General features: G+C 44.1%; 19 protein-coding genes. 5 read left to right on the top strand and 14 right to left on the bottom strand.

All coding sequences use genetic code 11. The annotated features are described in order from the left end of the window. Positions 1 to 112 precede the first annotated feature (112 nt). From HW45_RS26680 to gmk, 5 genes are all read right to left on the bottom strand, one after another. On the bottom strand, positions 113 to 400 hold the full coding sequence (locus tag HW45_RS26680; protein ID WP_038231045.1) for a GIY-YIG nuclease family protein: 288 nt from the start codon (positions 398 to 400) through the stop codon (positions 113 to 115). Between the two features lie 96 nt (positions 401 to 496). Then, positions 497 to 1183 (bottom strand): tRNA (guanosine(18)-2'-O)-methyltransferase TrmH, encoded by a 687-nt coding sequence (gene trmH, locus HW45_RS26675; RefSeq protein ID WP_038231044.1) that lies wholly within the window; start codon positions 1181 to 1183, stop codon positions 497 to 499. 63 nt (positions 1184 to 1246) lie between these two features. Then, the gene (gene spoT / locus HW45_RS26670) at positions 1247 to 3364 is read right to left on the bottom strand and encodes a bifunctional GTP diphosphokinase/guanosine-3',5'-bis pyrophosphate 3'-pyrophosphohydrolase (RefSeq protein WP_006071270.1); all 2118 of its coding nucleotides are present in this window, start codon (positions 3362 to 3364) and stop codon (positions 1247 to 1249) included. Between the two features lie 45 nt (positions 3365 to 3409). Further along, positions 3410 to 3682, bottom strand: coding sequence for a DNA-directed RNA polymerase subunit omega (rpoZ, locus tag HW45_RS26665; RefSeq protein WP_006071268.1), 273 nt, complete (start codon positions 3680 to 3682; stop codon positions 3410 to 3412). A gap of 178 nt (positions 3683 to 3860) precedes the next feature. Beyond that, the gene (gene gmk, locus HW45_RS26660) at positions 3861 to 4484 is read right to left on the bottom strand and encodes a guanylate kinase (RefSeq protein ID WP_038231079.1); all 624 of its coding nucleotides are present in this window, start codon (positions 4482 to 4484) and stop codon (positions 3861 to 3863) included. 389 nt (positions 4485 to 4873) lie between these two features. Between gmk and HW45_RS26655 the strand changes: the two genes are divergently transcribed. Continuing rightward, complete coding sequence (locus tag HW45_RS26655; protein ID WP_038231042.1) at positions 4874 to 6244, top strand: NCS2 family permease; 1371 nt, start codon at positions 4874 to 4876, stop codon at positions 6242 to 6244. Positions 6245 to 6444: 200 nt separating this feature from the next. Here HW45_RS26655 and HW45_RS26650 read toward each other — a convergent pair whose 3' ends face one another. Then, positions 6445 to 7311, bottom strand: coding sequence for a YicC/YloC family endoribonuclease (locus tag HW45_RS26650; RefSeq protein ID WP_006071261.1), 867 nt, complete (start codon positions 7309 to 7311; stop codon positions 6445 to 6447). 199 nt (positions 7312 to 7510) lie between these two features. Here HW45_RS26650 and rph point away from each other — a divergent pair, with 199 nt between their 5' ends. Together rph and pyrE are read left to right on the top strand one after the other, a co-directional pair. Then, the gene (rph, locus tag HW45_RS26645; RefSeq protein ID WP_038231040.1) at positions 7511 to 8227 is read left to right on the top strand and encodes a ribonuclease PH; all 717 of its coding nucleotides are present in this window, start codon (positions 7511 to 7513) and stop codon (positions 8225 to 8227) included. A 293-nt stretch (positions 8228 to 8520) separates the two neighbouring features. Beyond that, entirely contained in the window at positions 8521 to 9162 is a 642-nt protein-coding gene (gene pyrE, locus HW45_RS26640; RefSeq protein ID WP_038231077.1) for an orotate phosphoribosyltransferase, read from the top strand. A 56-nt stretch (positions 9163 to 9218) separates the two neighbouring features. Here the strand turns inward: pyrE and HW45_RS26635 are convergent, their stop codons facing one another. Together HW45_RS26635 and coaD are read right to left on the bottom strand one after the other, a co-directional pair. Continuing rightward, complete coding sequence (locus tag HW45_RS26635; protein ID WP_235225550.1) at positions 9219 to 10625, bottom strand: ArnT family glycosyltransferase; 1407 nt, start codon at positions 10623 to 10625, stop codon at positions 9219 to 9221. Between the two features lie 190 nt (positions 10626 to 10815). Continuing rightward, positions 10816 to 11310: a pantetheine-phosphate adenylyltransferase gene (gene coaD, locus HW45_RS26630; protein WP_006071252.1), complete on the bottom strand. Its 495-nt coding sequence runs from the start codon at positions 11308 to 11310 to the stop codon at positions 10816 to 10818. A gap of 140 nt (positions 11311 to 11450) precedes the next feature. Here coaD and HW45_RS26625 point away from each other — a divergent pair, with 140 nt between their 5' ends. After that, positions 11451 to 12485, top strand: a complete 1035-nt coding sequence (locus HW45_RS26625; protein ID WP_038231039.1) for a glycosyltransferase family 9 protein — start codon at positions 11451 to 11453, stop codon at positions 12483 to 12485. On the opposite strand, the gene HW45_RS26620 is transcribed toward HW45_RS26625, so the two are convergent. Both HW45_RS26620 and HW45_RS26615 read right to left on the bottom strand, forming a co-directional pair. Beyond that, a complete protein-coding gene (locus HW45_RS26620) occupies positions 12454 to 13239 on the bottom strand; it encodes a glycosyltransferase family 2 protein (protein ID WP_235225548.1) in 786 nt (261 codons plus the stop codon). The two genes, HW45_RS26625 and HW45_RS26620, sit on opposite strands and share 32 nt — an antisense overlap. A gap of 215 nt (positions 13240 to 13454) precedes the next feature. Further along, positions 13455 to 14507 (bottom strand): glycosyltransferase family 9 protein, encoded by a 1053-nt coding sequence (locus HW45_RS26615; protein ID WP_038231037.1) that lies wholly within the window; start codon positions 14505 to 14507, stop codon positions 13455 to 13457. Positions 14508 to 14582: 75 nt separating this feature from the next. On the opposite strand from HW45_RS26615, the gene HW45_RS26610 reads away from it, so the two are divergent. Then, a complete protein-coding gene (locus HW45_RS26610) occupies positions 14583 to 15332 on the top strand; it encodes a 3-deoxy-D-manno-octulosonic acid kinase (RefSeq protein WP_152559724.1) in 750 nt (249 codons plus the stop codon). On the opposite strand, the gene HW45_RS26605 is transcribed toward HW45_RS26610, so the two are convergent. The 4 genes from HW45_RS26605 to HW45_RS26590 all read right to left on the bottom strand — a co-directional run bounded on the left by HW45_RS26605 (position 15329) and on the right by HW45_RS26590 (position 19649). Next, positions 15329 to 16585 (bottom strand): O-antigen ligase family protein, encoded by a 1257-nt coding sequence (locus HW45_RS26605; protein WP_038231034.1) that lies wholly within the window; start codon positions 16583 to 16585, stop codon positions 15329 to 15331. The genes HW45_RS26610 and HW45_RS26605 overlap by 4 nt on opposite strands. 53 nt (positions 16586 to 16638) lie before the next feature. Then, positions 16639 to 17604 carry a WavE lipopolysaccharide synthesis family protein gene (locus tag HW45_RS26600; RefSeq protein ID WP_038231033.1) on the bottom strand — a complete coding sequence of 322 codons (966 nt, stop codon included), beginning with the start codon at positions 17602 to 17604 and terminating at the stop codon, positions 16639 to 16641. 10 nt (positions 17605 to 17614) lie between these two features. Continuing rightward, positions 17615 to 18541, bottom strand: coding sequence for a WavE lipopolysaccharide synthesis family protein (locus HW45_RS26595; protein WP_038231032.1), 927 nt, complete (start codon positions 18539 to 18541; stop codon positions 17615 to 17617). 61 nt (positions 18542 to 18602) lie between these two features. Continuing rightward, the gene (locus HW45_RS26590; RefSeq protein ID WP_038231030.1) at positions 18603 to 19649 is read right to left on the bottom strand and encodes an NTP transferase domain-containing protein; all 1047 of its coding nucleotides are present in this window, start codon (positions 19647 to 19649) and stop codon (positions 18603 to 18605) included. Positions 19650 to 19651 lie beyond the last annotated feature (2 nt).

Below are 19651 nucleotides of genomic sequence, written 5' to 3'. Positions count from 1 at the left end.
CTGCGTAGGCAGGAATCTTCTCGAGGTAGGGGGCACGCGTTAAGTAGACCCCAGCTTTGCAAGGGTGACGAATAAATTGGTGTGGTCTTATGCGTTGAATCCAAACATTCACTTAAAGTGAATCATACAAATCCATCCAATTTGGATTCATGCTTTTGATCAGATTCTCTTTCCAATCCCGTTTCCAACGCTTTATTTGTTTCTCGCGAATGATAGCTGCCGTCATGGATTGGTGAACTTCGAAAAAGACCAGTTTATTTACATGGTATTTTTTAGAAAACCCATCAACAACGCCATTTTTATGTTGCCAGATACGCTGTTTCAGCTGAGAAGTAACTCCAACATATAACACCTTGTTGCCCCTAGAACTTAAGATATAAACACTAGCTTGCTTCATCATGCTCAACCACAAAACTCTTAGAATAGAGTTGGTTAAAAGTAGTGTTGCGAGGAGCTTCAAAGGAACTATAAAACCAGCCTTAAACCATACTCGTTTCTATTTTTTCTGCATTTCTTGCCACCACTCTTCTGTCGCCACAATTTGGCCTTGGTCATCGAGTGGTGGATAAGGGAGGCGCTTTTTCTTGGCAACTTTCGCCAGTACGGGGTGGCCGCGTTCGAATAGGATTCGATGGATGGTTTCTTCGGGCAGGGCACTGATATCGCGGTCGTACATACCGGCATTCTGGCGCTGTCTTTGAGCTTCAAACAAAATCAGTGCACTGGCGACTGAGACGTTTAAGGACTGCACCATGCCTACCATAGGGATAATGATGTCCTGATCTGCTTCGTTGAGCGCATCTTGGGTGATGCCGTGCTTCTCGCCACCAAGAATAATCGCGGTTGGTTTGGTGTAGTCGATATCACGAAAGTCGACAGCGTTTTCGGAAAGGTTAGTGGCCAGTACCTGCATACCTTGAGATTTTAACGTGCGAACAGCATCAGCTACAGTATCGTGAGTTTCAACCTCAACCCAGTTTCTAGCGCCAGCGGAGGTGTGACTTAAAGTACGCATTTTCTCATCCGGCCAAACTGCATGAACCTTATGCACCCCAGCAGCATCGGCAGTACGAATGACCGCTGAGACATTATTGGGCTTATGGACTTGTTCTAGCAGTAAAGTCAGGTCAGGTTGGCGTGCCTTAAGCACTTGTTGGATACGAGTGTAGCGTTCTAAGTTCATCAATAGGTTCCAAATAAAACGGGCTCGATAATTATCGAACCCGTATTAGATCAAGCAGTTGTGCTAGTTCTTACGACGTCTAACACGCAGTGCATGTGGCATCACGCGAATGCGCTTCATAATACCAGCTAGGTGAACACGATCTTTGGTCGTCAGCAGTACAGTGACTGTGTACAAACGGCCATCGCGTTCTTCTGTTGAGATACCGTGAATGTTTGAGCCTGTCTTGGCAATCACATTGGTCAGCTCTGCGAGCGCGCCTTGGTGATTCTGCAGGTCAACTTTTAGCTCAGCAGTAAACTCTTGCTCGTAATCGTCACTCCATTCAACCGCCATGTACTTATCTGGCTCTTTCTGGTGACCACGAACATTTGGACAAGTTTCTCGGTGTACCACCAAGCCACGGCCCGGAGAAACGTGTGCGATGATGTGATCATCTGGAATAGGGTGACAACAGTTGGCAAATGTCAGCAAGATACCTTCTGCACCGCGGATAGGTAGGCGTTTACCCGACGTTGGCACTGAACTGGTCTGTGTCAGTTCATCGGTATCGCCAAGTAGACGACGAGCAATAACGATACTCATCAACTCACCAAGGCCGATAGCGGCTAATAGGTCATCAATACTGCCCAGCTTAAGATCGGTTAGCACTTCGTTGATGTTTTCTGGGTAGATAGTATCAACAGAGTGACGGCCTAGAGCATGGTTCAGCAGGCGGCGTCCTAAAACTACAGACTCTTCACGGCGCATTGTCTTCAGAACCTGACGGATCTTAGTGCGGGCACGTGAAGTCACCACATAGTTAAGCCATGCAGCATTCGGTCTTGCACCTGGTGCGCTGATGATTTCGACGGTTTGGCCGTTTTTCAGTGCTTTGCTAAGTGGGTATGGATTACGATCCACTCGCGCACCCACACAGGTGTTACCCACATCGGTATGGACAGCGTAAGCAAAGTCTACTGCGGTTGCGCCAAGTGGTAGCTCGACAATACGACCTTTTGGTGTGAACACGTAAATTTCGTCTGGGAACAGATCCGATTTTACGTTTTCAATGAATTCAAAGGAGTTGCCAGCACTTTGTTGTAGCTCAAGTAGGCTTTGCATCCAGCGCTGCGCTTTAATTTGTGCAGTGGTGCCAGTACGGTCGCCATTACCCTTGTATGCCCAGTGTGCTGCCACACCTTTGTCCGCCATTTGATCCATGTCTTCAGTACGAATTTGTACTTCTACTGGAACGCCATGAGGACCCACCATTGAGGTGTGCAAGGATTGATAGCCGTTCGCTTTTGGTACCGCGATGTAATCTTTCATGCGACCAGGGCGTGGCTTATACAGGCTGTGGACTTGGCCAAGGACTCGATAACAAGTGTCTGCAGTATCTACGATGACGCGGAAAGCATAGATATCCATGATGGTATGGAATCGCTGCTCTTTGGTTTTCATCTTGTTGTAGATAGAGAAGAGGTTTTTCTCACGTCCCAATACGCGAACGTTGAGGCCAACTTCATTAAGTCGTCCTTCAATCTCGCTATGGATTCGCTGAATCATCTCTTTACGATTACCACGTGCCGATTTCACTACTTCTTTTAGTACGCGATAACGGTTTGGGTAAAGTGCTTCAAAGCCAAGCTCTTCAAGCTCGGTTTTGATGTTGTGAATACCTAATCGGTGCGCAAGTGGCGCATAGATTTCAAGGGTTTCACGAGCAATGCGACGCTTTTTGTCAGGACGAAGAGCCCCAAGCGTGCGCATGTTGTGGGTACGGTCACTCAGCTTTATAAGAATAACGCGAATGTCCTGCACCATAGCGAGAACCATTTTACGGAAGTTCTCTGCTTGGGCTTCTTTACGATCGCGGAATTTAAGCTTATCGAGCTTAGATACGCCGTCGACGAGTTCCGCCACCGTCGTACCAAATTGTTCTTCTAGCTCTTCTTTGGTGACTTCCGTATCTTCAATAACATCATGCAGCAGTGCCGCTTGTAGCGTTTCAATATCCAGACGCATTTCCGCGAGGATACGAGCTACAGCAACAGGGTGGATGATGTATGGTTCACCGCTAGAGCGGGTCTGCCCTTCATGGGCATCTCTTGCTACCACATAAGATTGACGCAGAGCCTCAATTTGAGGCTCTGTTAGGTATTCTTGGGCAACGTCTTTAAGGCTATCGAATAGGTACAAATTTTAGGCCCGAAAGTCGATGGAACTCTGATTAGGTACTAGGAATTAACGGTTGTGAGCAATGCTGCTTACTGCCGCTAGTTCTGCAGCTTCTTGCTCTTGCTGCTCTTGACGTTCACGTGCATCTAGTACTTCTTTCGTGATCAAGCCTTCTTCGATTTCGCGAAGTGCGATAACCGTTGGCTTATCATTTTCTTCTGGCACTAATGCATCTTTACCACCGATTTGCATCTGACGTGCGCGGCGAGCCGAAATAAGAACTAGGTCGAAACGGTTACCAACTTTTTCAACAGCGTCTTGAACAGTTACGCGTGCCATAAGAACTCCAATAGTTAACTAAATTTTTGATGACGAGAAAGTATACAGGCTATTACGTTTAGATTCTAGATCACAAATGATCCTATTAGCTACTGTTACTTCTGGTTTATTGCATTATTTGCCTAGGGTGAGACCCTATTTTGAGCCTCACTTTGCAAGGAAGTGGTTAAAATCTACCTTACTCGGTGAGTAGGGCGTCTAACATACCTTTGTATTTCACCGTTTGTTTGTCTTGTTTAAGACGCTCAGCACGCAAAATAGCTTTAAAATCAACAAGTGCGCCGTCGAAGTCGTCGTTGACAATGACATAATCGTACTCATTGTAGTGAGACATTTCTGACTTCGCTTCGCTCATGCGCTTGGCGATCACTTCATCACTGTCTTGGCCACGTACGTTCAAGCGACGCTCTAACTCACTGTTAGATGGTGGCAAAATAAAGACACTTTTCGCTTCTGGCATTTGTTCGCGGATTTGACGAGCGCCTTGCCAGTCGATATCCAAGAATACATCGATGCCTTTTTCTAGCGTCTCTTCAATCCATAGACGAGAAGTACCGTAGTAGTTTCCGAAGACTTCGGCGTATTCCAAAAACGCACCTTGTTCGATCAACGATTCAAAATCGGTTTTCTCAACAAAGTGATAATGAACGCCATCTTCTTCACCAGGACGCATACCACGAGTCGTGTGAGACACTGATACTTTCATTGCGTATGTCGGGTTTTTTTCCAACATTGCTGAAATTAAGCTCGATTTACCAGCACCGCTTGGTGCTGACACGATATAAAGCGTACCTTTACCTATCATTTTTCAGAGTCCACATCTTGGTTGAAGGGGTAGAGAATATCGTTATTTGATACTTCTATTCTATACGTTCACTGACCAAAGCGTTTAAAAATCGGCCAGAAAAATGGAGGCGAAGAGTATCATGTTTGCTAGGAGCTCGACAAGTCATCCGGTGAGTGCTCAGGCAACGTGTGGCTGCATTTTAAAAGGGAGCAAAAACATCGCAGAAGCCAGTTGTTCTTTTTGCTTGAAAGCAAACGTTTGCTTAAATATCAACGTTTTGTTTTTAAAGAGATAAAAATAACTCACAAAAGCATTGATTTATTCCTGAGTCTGATTAGAATTCGCGCCAATATTTTTATCGCGCATACGTTTGCGTCCCCCATTTTATCGCTATAGGTCCTACTGTGAGTGCAGAACTAACCGGGCAACGCCAAGCTAGCCCTTCTATCATTGAATCCACCTTCAAAGTGAGTGAGCGTAAGTCCACTATCGGTACTGAAGTATACGCTGGCTTTATCACTTTCCTCGCTATGAGCTACATTTTGGCGGTAAACCCAGCCATTTTGGGGGACATTCCTGGAATGGATCGTGGCGCTGTATTTACAGCAACGGCTTTGGCTGCGGCCTTCGCTACGCTAATCATGGGTATTTTTGGAAACTACCCAGTGATGCTAGCCCCCGGCATGAGCATGAATGGTTTCTTTAAAGGTATGCTACTAAGTGGCTCAGTGGCATTAGTTTGGCATGAAGCGCTGCTTGGCATCTTCTTCTCGGGTGTTATCTATCTTATTTTATCGCTAACTAAAATACGCAAAGCGATGATTGAGTCGATTCCAGAAGATTTGAAACTCGCTATTACCGTATCTCTTGGTTTATTTATTGCGTTTCTTGGTCTTAAGAATGCGGGCATTATCGTATCCAACCCAATTATTCTCGTCAGTATGGGTGATATTTCTGACCCGAAAGTCATCATTGCGTATATCAGTATCTTTATCGCATTAGGCTGTATGGTTCGCGATATTAAGTTGGCTACATTTATCTCTTTTGTGTCCGCTATCGTGCTTACGATTCTGGCTGATACCTTCATGGGAACCAACAATGCACCAATCCCAGAGCAACTCGTGGCAATGCCGCCAAGCATGGCGAGCAGCTTTGGTGCTATCTTCGATTTCTCAGGGATTACCGCAGAGAAGATGTTTGATCTGCTGTTTATTATGATCATCTTTTTGATTGTCGATTTCTTCGATGGGCTCAGCACTATCGTAGGGGTAGGTCGTGATGCCGGTATCATTGATAAAGATGGTAAGGTGCCTAATGCACGCTCAGCGCTGATTGCCGATGCAGGTGGTACAGTAATGGGTTCAGTGTTTGGTACCACATCAGTCACGGCATTCTCAGAGTCTGGTATTGCCTCATCACAAGGTGCAAAAACTGGCTTAGCTGCAGTCGTCGTAGCGGGTCTATTCCTACTATCACTCTTCCTATACCCGTTGTTTTCGCTATTCTCTGCGGCAATGGTAGCGCCAGCCATGGTCGTGGTTGGTATCTACATGATTGGTCGCTTAGGCGATATTAAATGGGAAAGGAAAGAGTCTCGCATCGCTGCCTTCTTCACTATTATGTTTACCGTATTAAGCTTCTCACCAGCAAATGGTATGGCGATGGGCTTTATCAGTTATGCATTTAGTATGGTTGTGGCAGGAAAAGGGAAACAGGTGCATCCTGTGATTTATGTGCTGTCTGTGGTGTTTATGGCGTATTTAGCACTTCTGTAATCACTTTAGTTGGCAGAGCTCTTCACAGCAATGTTATTTCATGAGCCGTGCGTCTGTGCCCGCAAGAATCTTCTTGGGCTTGGTGCGCGTGTTGAGTATACCTCTACCTGCGCAATGGTGACGGTCAATTTAACTCCTAACTTGTGATATTCAAGCAATAAAAAAGCAGGCCGAGGCCTGCTTTTTATCATTCAACAGATTTACTCAATATTCTGAATCTGCTCGCGCATTTGCTCAATAAGAACCTTTAGCTCTACGCCAGAAGCCGTGATATCGGTGCTAATAGACTTAGATGCCAGTGTGTTTGACTCACGGTTGAACTCTTGCATCATGAAATCAAGACGACGACCTACAGAGCCACCTTTCTTCAAGATGCTGGTTGTTTCTTTGACGTGAGAGTCTAAGCGGTCCAGTTCTTCAGCAACGTCTGATTTCTGTGCCAGTAGAATGAGTTCTTGCTCTACGCGTGAGGCATCAAGCTCGATTTTTGCTTCTTCAAACTTGCTTAGTAGGCGTTCACGTTGCCACTCAAGAATTTCTGGCATGCGAGCACGGACTTTGATTACTTCAGCAGTGATCGCTTCAAGACGCTGAACAATAAGCGCCTTCATATTTTCACCTTCGCTAGCACGAGCATCGATGAAGTCGCTAAGACCTTGTTCGAAACCCTCAAGCAATGCTTTATTGATGGTATCCATATCCTGTTCAGGTGTTTCCATTACACCAGGCCATTGCATCACTTGGAATGGATTTAGGCGGCTATCTTCACCTGTCATTGTCATAACTTGCTTTGCTGCACCAATCACTTGCTGAGCCAGTGTCTCGTTGATGCTTAGCTCACCTTTTGCAGCAGGGTTTGCTTCGAAGCGCAAGTGGCATTCGACTTTACCGCGTGCTAGGCGTTTGCGGAAACGTTCACGAAGTACAGGTTCTAGACCACGAAACTGCTCAGGAAGACGGAAGTAAGTTTCAAGATAACGTTGGTTTACTGAGCGGATTTCCCATACTGCGCTACCCCAGTCACCTTTGACTTCTTTACGCGCGTATGCGGTCATGCTGTAGATCATGGATTGATTTCCTTGGATTGATAAATTGTTCAAACTGTCTTCATGTTAGCATAGTGAGGTGCGCTAAGTCATACACGTTGAGATATCCAATGGTGGATGTTTTGAATTGTCCCTAGTACTTAGGATGCTAGACCCGTAAAGCCATCTTCGCTATAATCCTCGCCCAACCAAATCCTCTTCCCCAACAAAGGTAATGTCCATGCGTCCAAATGATCGCGCAGCAGACCAAGTGCGCCCAATAAAAATTACTCGCAACTATACCGCTTATGCAGAAGGTTCTGTATTAGTCGAGTTCGGCAATACCAAAGTGTTGTGTAATGCAACGGTAGAGGAAAATGTACCTCGCTGGCTAAAAGGCCAAGGTAAAGGCTGGGTAACGGCAGAATACGGCATGCTACCACGCTCAACGCATTCGAGAATGCGTCGCGAAGCAGCGAGTGGTAAGCAAGGCGGTCGTACTATGGAAATCCAGCGTCTTATCGCACGTAGCCTTCGCGCTGTTGTTGATTTGGAAGCAATGGGTGAAATCATGGTCACTGTCGATTGTGATGTGATTCAAGCGGACGGTGGCACACGTACGGCGTCTATTTCAGGTGCAAGTGTGGCAATGGCAGATGCGTTCGCTCACTTAGTTGCGAAAGGCAAACTAAAAGCGAACCCAATGAAAGGTCACGTTGCTGCGGTATCTGTCGGTATTTTAGGCGAAGACATCCTATGCGATCTTGAGTACACCGAAGACTCAGCTGCTGATACTGATATGAACGTGGTAATGACTGAAGACGGTCGAATGATTGAGATTCAGGGGACAGCGGAAGGCGAACCGTTCACTCACAAAGAACTAATGGCATTGCTGGAGTCAGCAAATAAAGGCATTGCCGAGATCGTTGCAGCTCAGAAGCTGGCATTAGAAGATTGATTGATAGCTCCCGTAAGGGGGCTATTTTTTTGACTAAGATATAGGCTAACGTCGTAAGTCATTCCCGCGAAGATGGGAATCTACTAAAGCCTGGAGATTGCGTTGAGCAGACCCCTGCCTGCGCAGGGCGCGGCTAGTGGGGTGACGATATTTTTAAATTAGTCAATTCTATGGCTCGCGTCATTCCTGCGTAGGCAGGAATCTACTCAAAGCGAGCGACAACTTTGACTAGACCTTTATCTAAATCAGGTATGACAATGGCATACCTAAACACAACAACCGAGAGAGAAAAAATGAAAGCATACCAGCGTGAATTTATTGAATTTGCACTAGAAAAAGAAGTTCTAAAATTTGGCGAATTTACCCTTAAATCTGGTCGTAAAAGCCCTTATTTCTTTAACGCTGGGCTTTTCAATACTGGTCGTGACCTTGCACGTCTAGGTCGCTTCTATGCAGCAGCGTTAGCAGATTCTGGCATTGATTATGACGTGTTGTTTGGCCCTGCATATAAAGGCATCCCTATTGCGACAACGACAGCAGTTGCGCTGGCTGACCACCACAATGTGGACACTCCTTACTGCTTCAACCGTAAAGAAGCAAAAGACCATGGTGAAGGTGGTAATTTGGTTGGCAGCCCATTAGAAGGCCGCATTATGTTGGTTGATGATGTGATTACCGCCGGTACAGCGATTCGCGAGTCGATGGAAATCATTAAAGCTAATGGCGCGGATCTAGCAGGCGTACTCGTTGCTATTGACCGTCAAGAAAAGGGTAAAGGCGAGCTATCAGCGATTCAAGAAGTAGAACGTGACTTCGGCTGTGCGGTCATTTCGATTGTAAGCTTGACTGACCTTGTTACCTTCCTTGAAGAGAAAGGTGATAACGCTGAGCATTTAGAGGCGGTGAAATCTTATCGTGCTGAGTACGGTATCTAACCCATAACAAAGTTAAAAAAAGGGTCGGTATGCTTGTATACCGACCCTTTTTATTTTTAGTTACTTGGCTTTATTTTACAAAGTAATGCCATTCTATCGTGACTCTCGGCTACAGCTTGCTTGCTACAGTCGTACTTTTCCTTAAATGGTATAAAGTCACGCTGCCTATCTTTGTACGAAATGATGTAAAACTCGTTTAACCCTTTCACTTGGTCATCCGATTCAAACACCTTGGCTTGACCGTTACTGTAGTACTGACCTGAGTATGATCTTGGGTAGACGTAGAAAGTACGTACATTAGGATCGATAGTTTCAAAGATCGCCTTATCACTATTATCAGCAACTTTTCCTGTTGCTAGCATATAAGTTGCTGCAATCAGTGCCACTGGAACAATCAGTGATGCAATTGCCAACCAAATGGTATCCTTCTTCTTCCAGAAAATAGCCAACAAAAGACCGATAGCTGGCGTGCCCGGGAGAACATAGGTTGGCAAGATATTGCTCGACATCGTAAATAGAATCAACGGAGACAATGCCCACCAAATTGCAAAACTGGTAAAACCGTGATTCTGTCTTGCTTGCTCCCACCCAAATTTGGCGCGGACTAGCATTAAAATAGGCAAAATGATTGACCATGGTAATACCGCTAATAGCCAGAAGAACCAGATTTTCCCTTTAGGCTCCTCATGACCAGACCCGTATAGGTCACCTGTCCAGCCTGGTTCAACAAAACGCTTATAGTGTTCGCCAACGATAAAGTAATCGATAAAGCCTGGTGTAGCGCGTTCAGCCATGATGTACCAAGGCAAGGCGATGGCAAGCATTAACAATGTGCCTTTGATGAGCGGGAAGCGACGCCACAGTTCAACAAACGCACCGATAATGCCATGTTGAATTACCATCCACGGGAAGACCGCCAGACCAAATAAGACGATGGCTACTGGTCCTTTAGCCAGCAAGCCAATCGCGAGACCCGCAAAGCCAACGTAGCCCCAGAGAGTCTCACCACGCCAGCATTGATAGAAGCCAATCATCGCTAGCGTTAAACCTACAGTAAGCGCCATATCCGTCATTACTGCACCGGCAGAAATGGAGAACACGAGCGTCGTAGATAACACAACAGCTGCAACAAGCGGGTTATAACCATTCTTTTTCGCGAACCATGCCGCTGCCCACACTACTAAGACCCCAGCCACCCAATGTGGAAGACGTAACGTAAACTCAGATAGGCCAAACAGTTCAACGCTCGCAGCACTCATCCAAGTGAATAGCGGTGGTTTGCCCCAGAAAGGCACTCCATAATCAAACAGAGGTGTTAACCAGTTTCCGGTTTCCACCATCATTCGCGCCATTTCTCCATAACGTGACTCGGTCGTATCCATAAGTGGATAAAACCCAAGAGAGAGTAGGCGGATGAGCAACGCACCAATCAGCAAGGTCCACAGCGTTCGCTCTTTATTAATCATTTTGTTAGCTCCAACTTGTCGCCAAAACAGATAACAGGGTCTCTGTTACAAACCAAAACAGGATGATAGCTATATCATCCTGCCAAATAAAAACTCACGAAGTCTCACACATTCTTTAAGTGTAGGTCAATAAATTGGCAATCAATCTATTGTTAGGGAGTGTAATTTTATAAACAAAGTTCCACAGTTAGACGACTTTTTTCGTTTGCAGTGCCTTTTCAATTAAGGGTGGTACAAACTGACTAACATCACCGCCATGTATGGCGACTTCTCGAACTAAGGTTGAAGAAATAAAAGCATGCTCTTCTGCCGGAGTGAGAAACACACTCTCTAAACCGGGCAGCAAACGTCGGTACATATTGGTCAACCCGAACTCATATTCAAAGTCGACAGTGGTTCGTAGACCACGAATAAGTACATTGGCCTTCTCGTCTTCAGCAAAATTCACCAGTAGTCCAGAAAACCCTTTGGCTGAAACATTTTCTAAATGCTTGGTGACCTCGCGAGCGAATTCTACACGTTCATCCAGCGTAAACATGGTGTTCTTACTTGGACTTGCTGCAATCGCTATGATCACTTCATCAAACATAGTGGCCGCTCGTTCAATAAGATCAAGGTGGCCATTGGTGATAGGGTCAAATGTACCAGGGTAGATAACTCGAGATAAACGCTTTTGGGTCACAATGTTTGCTCTAGTAAGAAATTTTGTTCAGTGTAACATTTTATAGATGCGAACAAACAGACACGCAACAGTTATCATTAATCCAATGACTTGCTATTATCCTTGAGTTGCTAGGTATACGAGATAAAGAGAAAGAGCACATGAAAAATATTCTGGTAGTTCGAAACGATAAAATCGGTGATTTTATGTTGGCTTGGCCGAGCTTCGCTATGCTCAAAGCGTCTATGCCGGAATGCCGCATTACTGCGCTTGTACCCAGTTATACTGTCGCTTTAGCGAAAGCATGTCCGTGGATTGATGAAGTGATTATTGATTGTGGAGAAAAGGCGGATAAACACACTCAGGCAACACTCGTAAATACCTTAAAAGGTGCGAAATTCGATGCATCGATTAATTTATTCTCAACGACATATAACGCTTTATTGGTTTGGAAAGCAAAAATCCCATACCGACTCGCCCCTGCAACTAAGTTAGCGCAAATCTTCTACAACAAACGCATCAAACAAAAGCGCTCGCAAAGTGCTAAGCCAGAATACGAATATAACCTAGATCTAATTCGAGCATTTTTAAAAGACCAAAAAATCGATATTGTCGAGCCTCGCGCACCATATTTCTCTTTCTCCCTTGATGCGTTAGCTAAGCAAAAAGAAAAACTTTCCTCTCAGTTAGAACTAAACAAAGCTAAACCATGGATTTATGTTCATGCGGGAAGCGGTGGCTCAGCCAATAATCTATCTTTAGAACAGTATTGTGAGTTGATTACAGGTATTGAGCAAAGTGCTGAAATCGTGTTGACTGCTGGGCCTGGAGAGCAAGACAAAGCAAGGGAGCTGCAACAACTGCTCGCGAACAACAGTATTCGAAGTGTTGTTTATGACAAAAATGATGGGCTGGTGGATTTTTCATGCTCACTCGCTTGTGCGAGCTTGTTTATCGCAGGCTCGACGGGTCCACTACATATCGCGGCTGCTTTAGATGTTCCAACCGTCGGTTTTTTCCCAGCTAAGCGTTCAGCAACTCCACTGCGTTGGAAGCCTTTGAATTTAGACGGCAGACACATTGCTTTCTGCCCACCAAAAGCTGAGGACAAAGCGAGCCAAGAGAATATGAATCGCATTGATTTAGTTCAGGTAGCAGCGGAGCTTAATCCTTGGGCGGCTCAGTACTTGTCCTAACCCACAAGTCAGCGTATTTCACAAAGGTGGAGTGCGCTGACAAAATTGATAACAAAAAGCCCTGCTTACCATCCAAGAATCCAGCTTTAATAATGTACATTTTTACAAAGCAAGCAATAGCATGAATGATCCCTTGAGAGATACTTGAGCGTTTTCCACGTTTCTCTCGTTGTTCTGCCCAAGCTTTGGCGTAGCCAGCCGATTTGACTAAATAATGATGGATATCATCGTAGGTGTAGTGGATTAAGTCACCTTTCAACGGCTCAACTTGCATGTCGCCATTCGTTTCAACTTTTTCGTGAACCAAAGAATCATCGTATTGAGTTAGTTTGGTTGGATAAAGACGCAATACTTTGTCAGGATACCAGCCGCAATGCTTAATAAAGCGCCCAAACACCCAGCTAAGGCGGGAAAATTGATAGATAGTGGAGGGTAGGTTCTTTTCTACAGCCTCTACAATACTTTGTTTGAGCTCTGGCGTGACTCGCTCATCGGCATCAAGCCAGAATACAAAATCTGACTCTACATGACTTTGTGCCAAACGCCGTTGTGGTCCAAATCCTGGCCATTCAGGGTTTGCGTGAAACTTCGCACCAAACTCCGCTGCTATTTCCGCGGTATCATCAGTACTACCAGAATCCATAATGACGATTTCATCCACCCAGCCTTGCACAGACTCGAGACAGGCACGTAGGTGCTTGGATTCGTTTTTTACAATCATTGCAACAGCAAGTGTTGGTTTGGTCACGGTAATGGTCCTTGGTTTGTACCCCCGGTTATTATAGAGGGGGAATGTAATTCGTAAATTTTCGCCGTCCCCAATTATCTCGTCATCCTCACGAAAGTGAGGATCTCCCAAAGCGAGTGACTACGTGAATAACGGCCTAGTAATTAAAGCGTACTCAACTCCATAGCGCGCTTCATGAGATCTCATTTTTCAAGGGTATGACGGTGGATTTACCCCTTGGATTAACCTAGTCTTTCCGCTTCGATAACCCGATCGAACATTTCTATCACTTCATCTGACGAAATTCGCTGCATTGCTTTTTTATTCTTAACTCGAGCCCGCCAACTAAGCTCTACACTTGGTTTTCCCGTCTCAGCTAAAATCGCCTCTTCATATACAGACACTACATAATCCTGATAGTTATACGGCCCAGTACGCTTTGGGTTATGGTGAGCATACAGGCCTATAACTGGAGTTCCCATGGCGTTAGCCATATGAGTAGGACCAGTATCTGGTGCAATAACTAAATCGGCTAGATCAAGAAGGGCAAGCATTTGGAGCAAGCTACTTTTAGCAACCAGATTAGTAATAGGCGATGAGAGACTTTTCTCAATCGTTTCACTAAGCTCAATTTCGATCTGAGCAGGGCTTCCCGCGAGTAGTATATTCCAGCCTAGCTGTATTGCATGTTCAATCACATCCACATAGCCGTCGGCGGTCCAGTTCTTATAGCCTTTACTTGCCGCGGGCACGATGACCAAATTGCGCTTATCAGCAACATATTGCTTAGCCCAGGCATGATCTTCTTCAGAGTATTGAAGTTGCCATGTAGGTTCTGTGGCTGGTATTCCCAGCGTTTCGGTAAAAGCCATTAGCCCATCAAGAACGTGCATTTTTCTCGGGGAAGGAACTTTTACATTAGTAAATAGCCCTTGAAAGTCTTGCGCACGCTCTCCATCAAAACCAAGCTTATATTTTGCCTTGATGCCTAATGTCGCAATGCTAGCGCGAAATGCGTATTGCATGTGTAATAGAGCGTCAAATTGCTGCCCTTTCAATTGCTGCCAAAGCTGCTTGTAGCCCTGCCAACCAGCTTTTTTATCAAATACAACAACCTTGATACCAGTAATGCTCTCTAGCAACTGAGCCTCAAGCCTACCAGTAATCCAAGTGATTTTAGTCTCGGGCCAATAGGTCTGAATGGCTTGCACGGCTGCAATGGTATTGCAGACATCACCAATGGCAGACAGGCGCAAAATACATATGGATTGAGGTGGGGTATCAAAAAGTGCCATAAAATCGCAAAGCTAGAGACAGATGTAAAGATTATGCAGGGGGGCGGAATGAATGTAAAATCAGATGGATGGAAAATGACTCTCCACCTTCATACAGCCCCCTTATATTGGAGCAAGAAATTGAAAACAGTTAAAAACAACAACACAACTTACTGGTTTGATGAAAGCTTGCTGAAGGAGCCGATCGAAAAGGTATTTGACCCTCAATATTGGCAAGACAATAACCGAGTCATTGGTAGTGCTCAAGGGCGCGGAACAACGTGGTTTGTAGAAACACAAACTATCGAGGGGGCACTACGTCATTATCGCCGTGGAGGCTTGTTCGGTAAATTGGTGAAAGACCAGTATTGGTTTTCGAGCTGGGACAAAACTCGCAGTTATCAAGAGTTTCAATTACTTCAAACCTTGATTAAAGCAGGAGTCAATGTTCCAAGACCGATCGCTGCACAAGCAACTAAAATAGGCCTTTACTACAAAGCTGACTTGCTGAGTGAAAAAATCCCCAACGCTAGAGACCTTGTCTCAATCTTGCAGGAGCAGGCGTTATCAGAGGCAATGTATCGTAAAATTGGTAAAGAAATTCGCAAGATGCATCAAGCACAGGTGAATCATACTGATCTCAATATCCACAATATTTTGATTGATGAGCAGGAAAAGGTCTGGATTATTGATTTTGATAAATGTCATCGTGAGGAAGGCTCACAATGGAAGGTTAAAAACTTAAAAAGGTTAGAACGCTCGTTTCTTAAAGAAAAAAACAAGCGCGGAGTTAAATTTAGCTCCCAAGATATTACATGCTTATTGAGTTCGGCTACTAATGATTAGGTAGATGTTGTCTGTTGATCGCCTTCAAGAGCTATGGGTAACGCGATAGCAAGTCCAAGAAAATAGATTTGGGAGTAAATAGCATAATCAGAAAAGTTGCTGTAGAAGCAATTAAACACAACGTAAGCTGAAAGAGTGCCGAAGTACATGGTTGGAAGGTATTTGAACTTCTTACTTTGGCTAACCGCACAGTATCCTTGCACTACCATCAAGATAACCAGTGAGTAGAATATAATGGAGAACAGTAGCCCACTTTTTAACAACTGATCGAAATAACTGTTGTGAAGGTCAGTATGCCCCCAAAGTTTTCCGTTATAGCTAATGTGTTGAAGTGTAGATTCGTCTAGAGACTCCAGAGCTGCTTGATATGGGATTTCAGGTTTATCTATACCACCACCAAAAAGAAAGTAATTGTAATCATTGGCTAAATTATGTTTGGTAATTGCCATCCCAGTTTTTAGCATCGCAATTCTCTCAAGAGTGGACTTGGACGTCGTAATGGTCTCGTATGAGAAACGATGGCCAATAGTTTTTTCATAAGTAGTGGTATTGATACCTATAAATATGAGAGCGAGAGCAGCTGGAATGATAAGCCAGTGTTTTCGTGCTTGGATAGCAAGATAGAACATTCCCAATATTGCTACAGCAACAATTCCACCTTTAGTTCCAGAAAGCGCGAGCCCAAACAGTCCTGCGATAACGGCAAACATTAACGCTAATGTGCGTTTTCCAAGCTTGGTATTTAATTGAACTATCAATGCAATAGAAATAGCAGTTACGACAACAATAGGCCAGCGGCTATAACCTATCTGTCCCCAGATTCTTACGACCCCATTTTTAAAGAAATCGTAAACCACAGCAAACAGGTAGATATCGATGAGCAAACACACGCCAACACTCAGCATAAATGCTAGTACCGACCACCGCAGAGTTTTTGCGTTGTGTTTCGTGGTAATCACAAGTGCGATGGGTATAAGTAAATAGGCGTACTTTTGCAGGTAAACGAGAGTGTCATTATCACTGCCTTTGGAGAAAAAAGATAATAATCCGCCAATTAAGAACACACCGACAGAACCCTTCAACAAGCGTCGATGAGTATCAGATAGGACGATGTTCTTTTGAGTTAGCATTAACATTGAGCTCAGGACATAGAGATATAAGAAAGCATTCATGCCAGCTTTAGAAGCCGGTATTGATATGGATAGTCCAACTAAGAAAAAGATATTCGTTTTAGTGAGCAAATTATTCGCCATTCAGCGATTCTCCAAAAAGTAGATGAGCGAGGGCATTAAAGTTAGTTTAGTTTCTATCTTTGCCTGAGACGAATGAAGTACGTTTTGAGCATATTTCCAATTCCTTTATGCAAGAATTTATAGATCCTCGCTAAGTACCAAGTTAGCTTGAATGTTGAAGACACATTAAGGCTAGTGCCAAATTGCTGCTCATAAAGCCACTTCCAGCGCTCTTGGCTATAAAACTCATAAGGAAATGGATTAGGTTGCTCTAGTCGTTTTTGTACTTTCAGATTAAGAGATTGAGAGTTGTCCAGCATGATCAAATTGTTGACTATAAACTGATAAGAATCTGCAATATCACACTCTCTTCCATACTCATCATTCAGATAAACGTTATGATATTTTGCCAAAAAACCGACCCACATTGCTTGTTCAGTGTGTATCAATCTGTAAGGACTTTGCCAGTGTTGTCTTTGTCCTCGTAACTCTTCGTTATACTGGTAAGGCTTAAACTCAGGTATGTCCCAAAGTGCCAACAAGTCTTCCGTTAAACCGAAGTGAAAGAAATCTGAAACAAAGTAAGGAATTGAAATACCTTTGGTTTGTTCCTTTGCATAAAACGTAGTGGTAACAATGCGCTGTTTGAATAGGCTATATTTCGAGTCTCTCTCAGGATAACTAAGAAACTCGCTAACAAATTTAGTGCCACCTAAAATATTGTCACTTCTTAGCTTCACGGCATACTGAGTTTTGACCGCTTTTAATCCGTTCAACGTGTTTCTAAGCTGACGATTGATGTTGATGCATATGGGTGAGTCATCACGTTTGTATCCGACAATAGTGGTACCGGGATCTTCGTTAAAAATAACTTGGTTCGCATTTAGCCCTCTAACATCACTCTCTTCCCACGTCGATATAATTATTGGACTTTCTGGAAAGAGCTCTCGCACAGCTTGAACGCTCTGTCTCGTTATCTCTGGAAAAATCGGTCCTTGGATAACAAAGGTAATGTCTGATGAGGCAATAGCTGATTTCATAGTTCAAATGTCATGAGTTAAACTTACGTTTTATGTTAGAGCGAAAACACTTGTACTTTCGAACCAAACGTTTCCAGTCATTAGGTGGAGATTGTCTATCGTTGAGTACCAGCCAGTCCTGAAGATCATACTCAAGGGCGAGATTACCGCGCTTATAAAAGCGTTCAGTAACATCTATGCCAAGGTGCTCTGCTGAGTCAATAATAATATTATTAGCAAGAAATTTGGGCCAAAACTCTCTTGTTAAACCTGCATGGTCATCAGCTTTGTTATTGATATAGAGATCCTGACCTAGCATGTCACTAAGCCAAGATACGCAAAGAAATTGCTCAGTAGCTGGATATCGTGCCTTATAACCAGCTTTTAGGGAGAAACGTGGCTCATTGATGAGCTTATAAGGCCAAATCTTCAACAGATCTTCTGTCAACCCGAAGTCGAATAAATCACTCTTATGAAATGAAACGGGTAACCCATAATGGCAACTTAAGAAAAAAGTACTAGTGGTCAAAGTACGTTGCTTGAAAAATGAAAAGGCTTTTTCCCTGGGTAGTTCCCAGTATTGCTCGTAAGTGCTGACAAACTGACGGCTAGTTATAAGGCTATCTGTTCTCAACTTAACAGCGTATTGGGTCTTTACTTTTTTCAATCCATTATGAGTACTTACAATCTGACGATTATTGTTCAAAGTCACGGGCGTATCATCGTTATAAATGACATTAGTACCAGGATCCTCAGACTTGACGAGTACGTCATACTCAAGATTCGCGGTCGATGAGTCTTTCCATGTTGAGAGAATTATTGTTGAACCTGGAAAATGCTTCCGAATGGAGCTTAAGCATTTATGAGTAATACCTGTAATCTGTTTGCGGTCAGAGCTCGCCTGTACAGGACCTTGTACTACGAATGTAATGTCTTCGTTGGCAATGGCTAAAGGCATGAAGAGTCCGTTTGAATATGCCCAACCAACAAGTCATTGACTGGGCTTAACTCAGTGAATATTAGTCGTCGAATAAGTGGCTAAGGGTTTCGCTATCACGTTCAAGATTAATAGCTACAGCAGAAGGATATGGGTTAGTCGCTGAATAATCATTGATCAGATATCGACGCGTATGCGGGAGGCCGAATAAACAACGATCAACTCGGACCCCAAACTTCGCTAGCTCTTGAGTCGTATATTCAATCTCACTTTCTGGACGAGAAGATGTGAGGACTAGGAATAGCCCACCGTCTTTTTGTAATTCAGCAATTTTACGCAAGTTGGCTTCTAAACCAGGAGTCTTCCAGCCATTTTGAGCAAACTTACTACCATTTTTAAGTAATACACCATCCACGTCACAGAAGACGGTCATGTGTTTTTTACAGAAATGACGATACTCGCGTAGGGTTCCCCAATCGGTATAATCCGTTGCCGTCTTACGCACAAACTCTTCATTAGACATCAACATCTTATAGATGACGTGAGAAATATAGACTTCGTTGTCAGAAGAAATATTCTCGTAAGTCGTGCAAAAATCCGCCGTAGAACGGAAGCTATATCCACCGCAGCAGAAAAAGTTACTGATGACTTCCTTTTCAACGATGTTTGAGATGACGTCTAGAGAGTCGACCTCTACGTAACTCTTATTCTTCGCATCGACTAATTCGATATCATTAAGATCAATGGTGGTCACCGCATTGGTCGGTTCAGGTTCACATGCAAAGACGTTATCGCAATCCTTAATAAAGATAGATCCTTCGATATTGCCTTGTTTGATTGCTTGATAAATGGTTTCAGATTGTGATGACGTAGGCTCATCTAGAATCACAAGATCCGGTTTTGTTCCGGTACTTTTTTCGAAACTTTCAATAACATTCTGTTCCGACGTGTATTTTTCCAAGTGTTCTTTAAGGCAAACCACGACAATACGGTCAAAGCGACCTAAATCAATTTTCTCTACTGACTTTTCAATCATTAGTTTGCCATCAGGCATAGTCAGCAACCACTTAGGGCGCATGTTAGGGAAGCGCGATGAGCGTCCTGCGACGGGTAGAAGTAGCGTAAACATAG

Source organism: Vibrio sp. ER1A, from assembly GCF_000733315.1.
GTDB classification, from domain to species: domain Bacteria; phylum Pseudomonadota; class Gammaproteobacteria; order Enterobacterales; family Vibrionaceae; genus Vibrio; species Vibrio mediterranei.
This window is presented reverse-complemented; position numbering and strand designations above follow the sequence as displayed.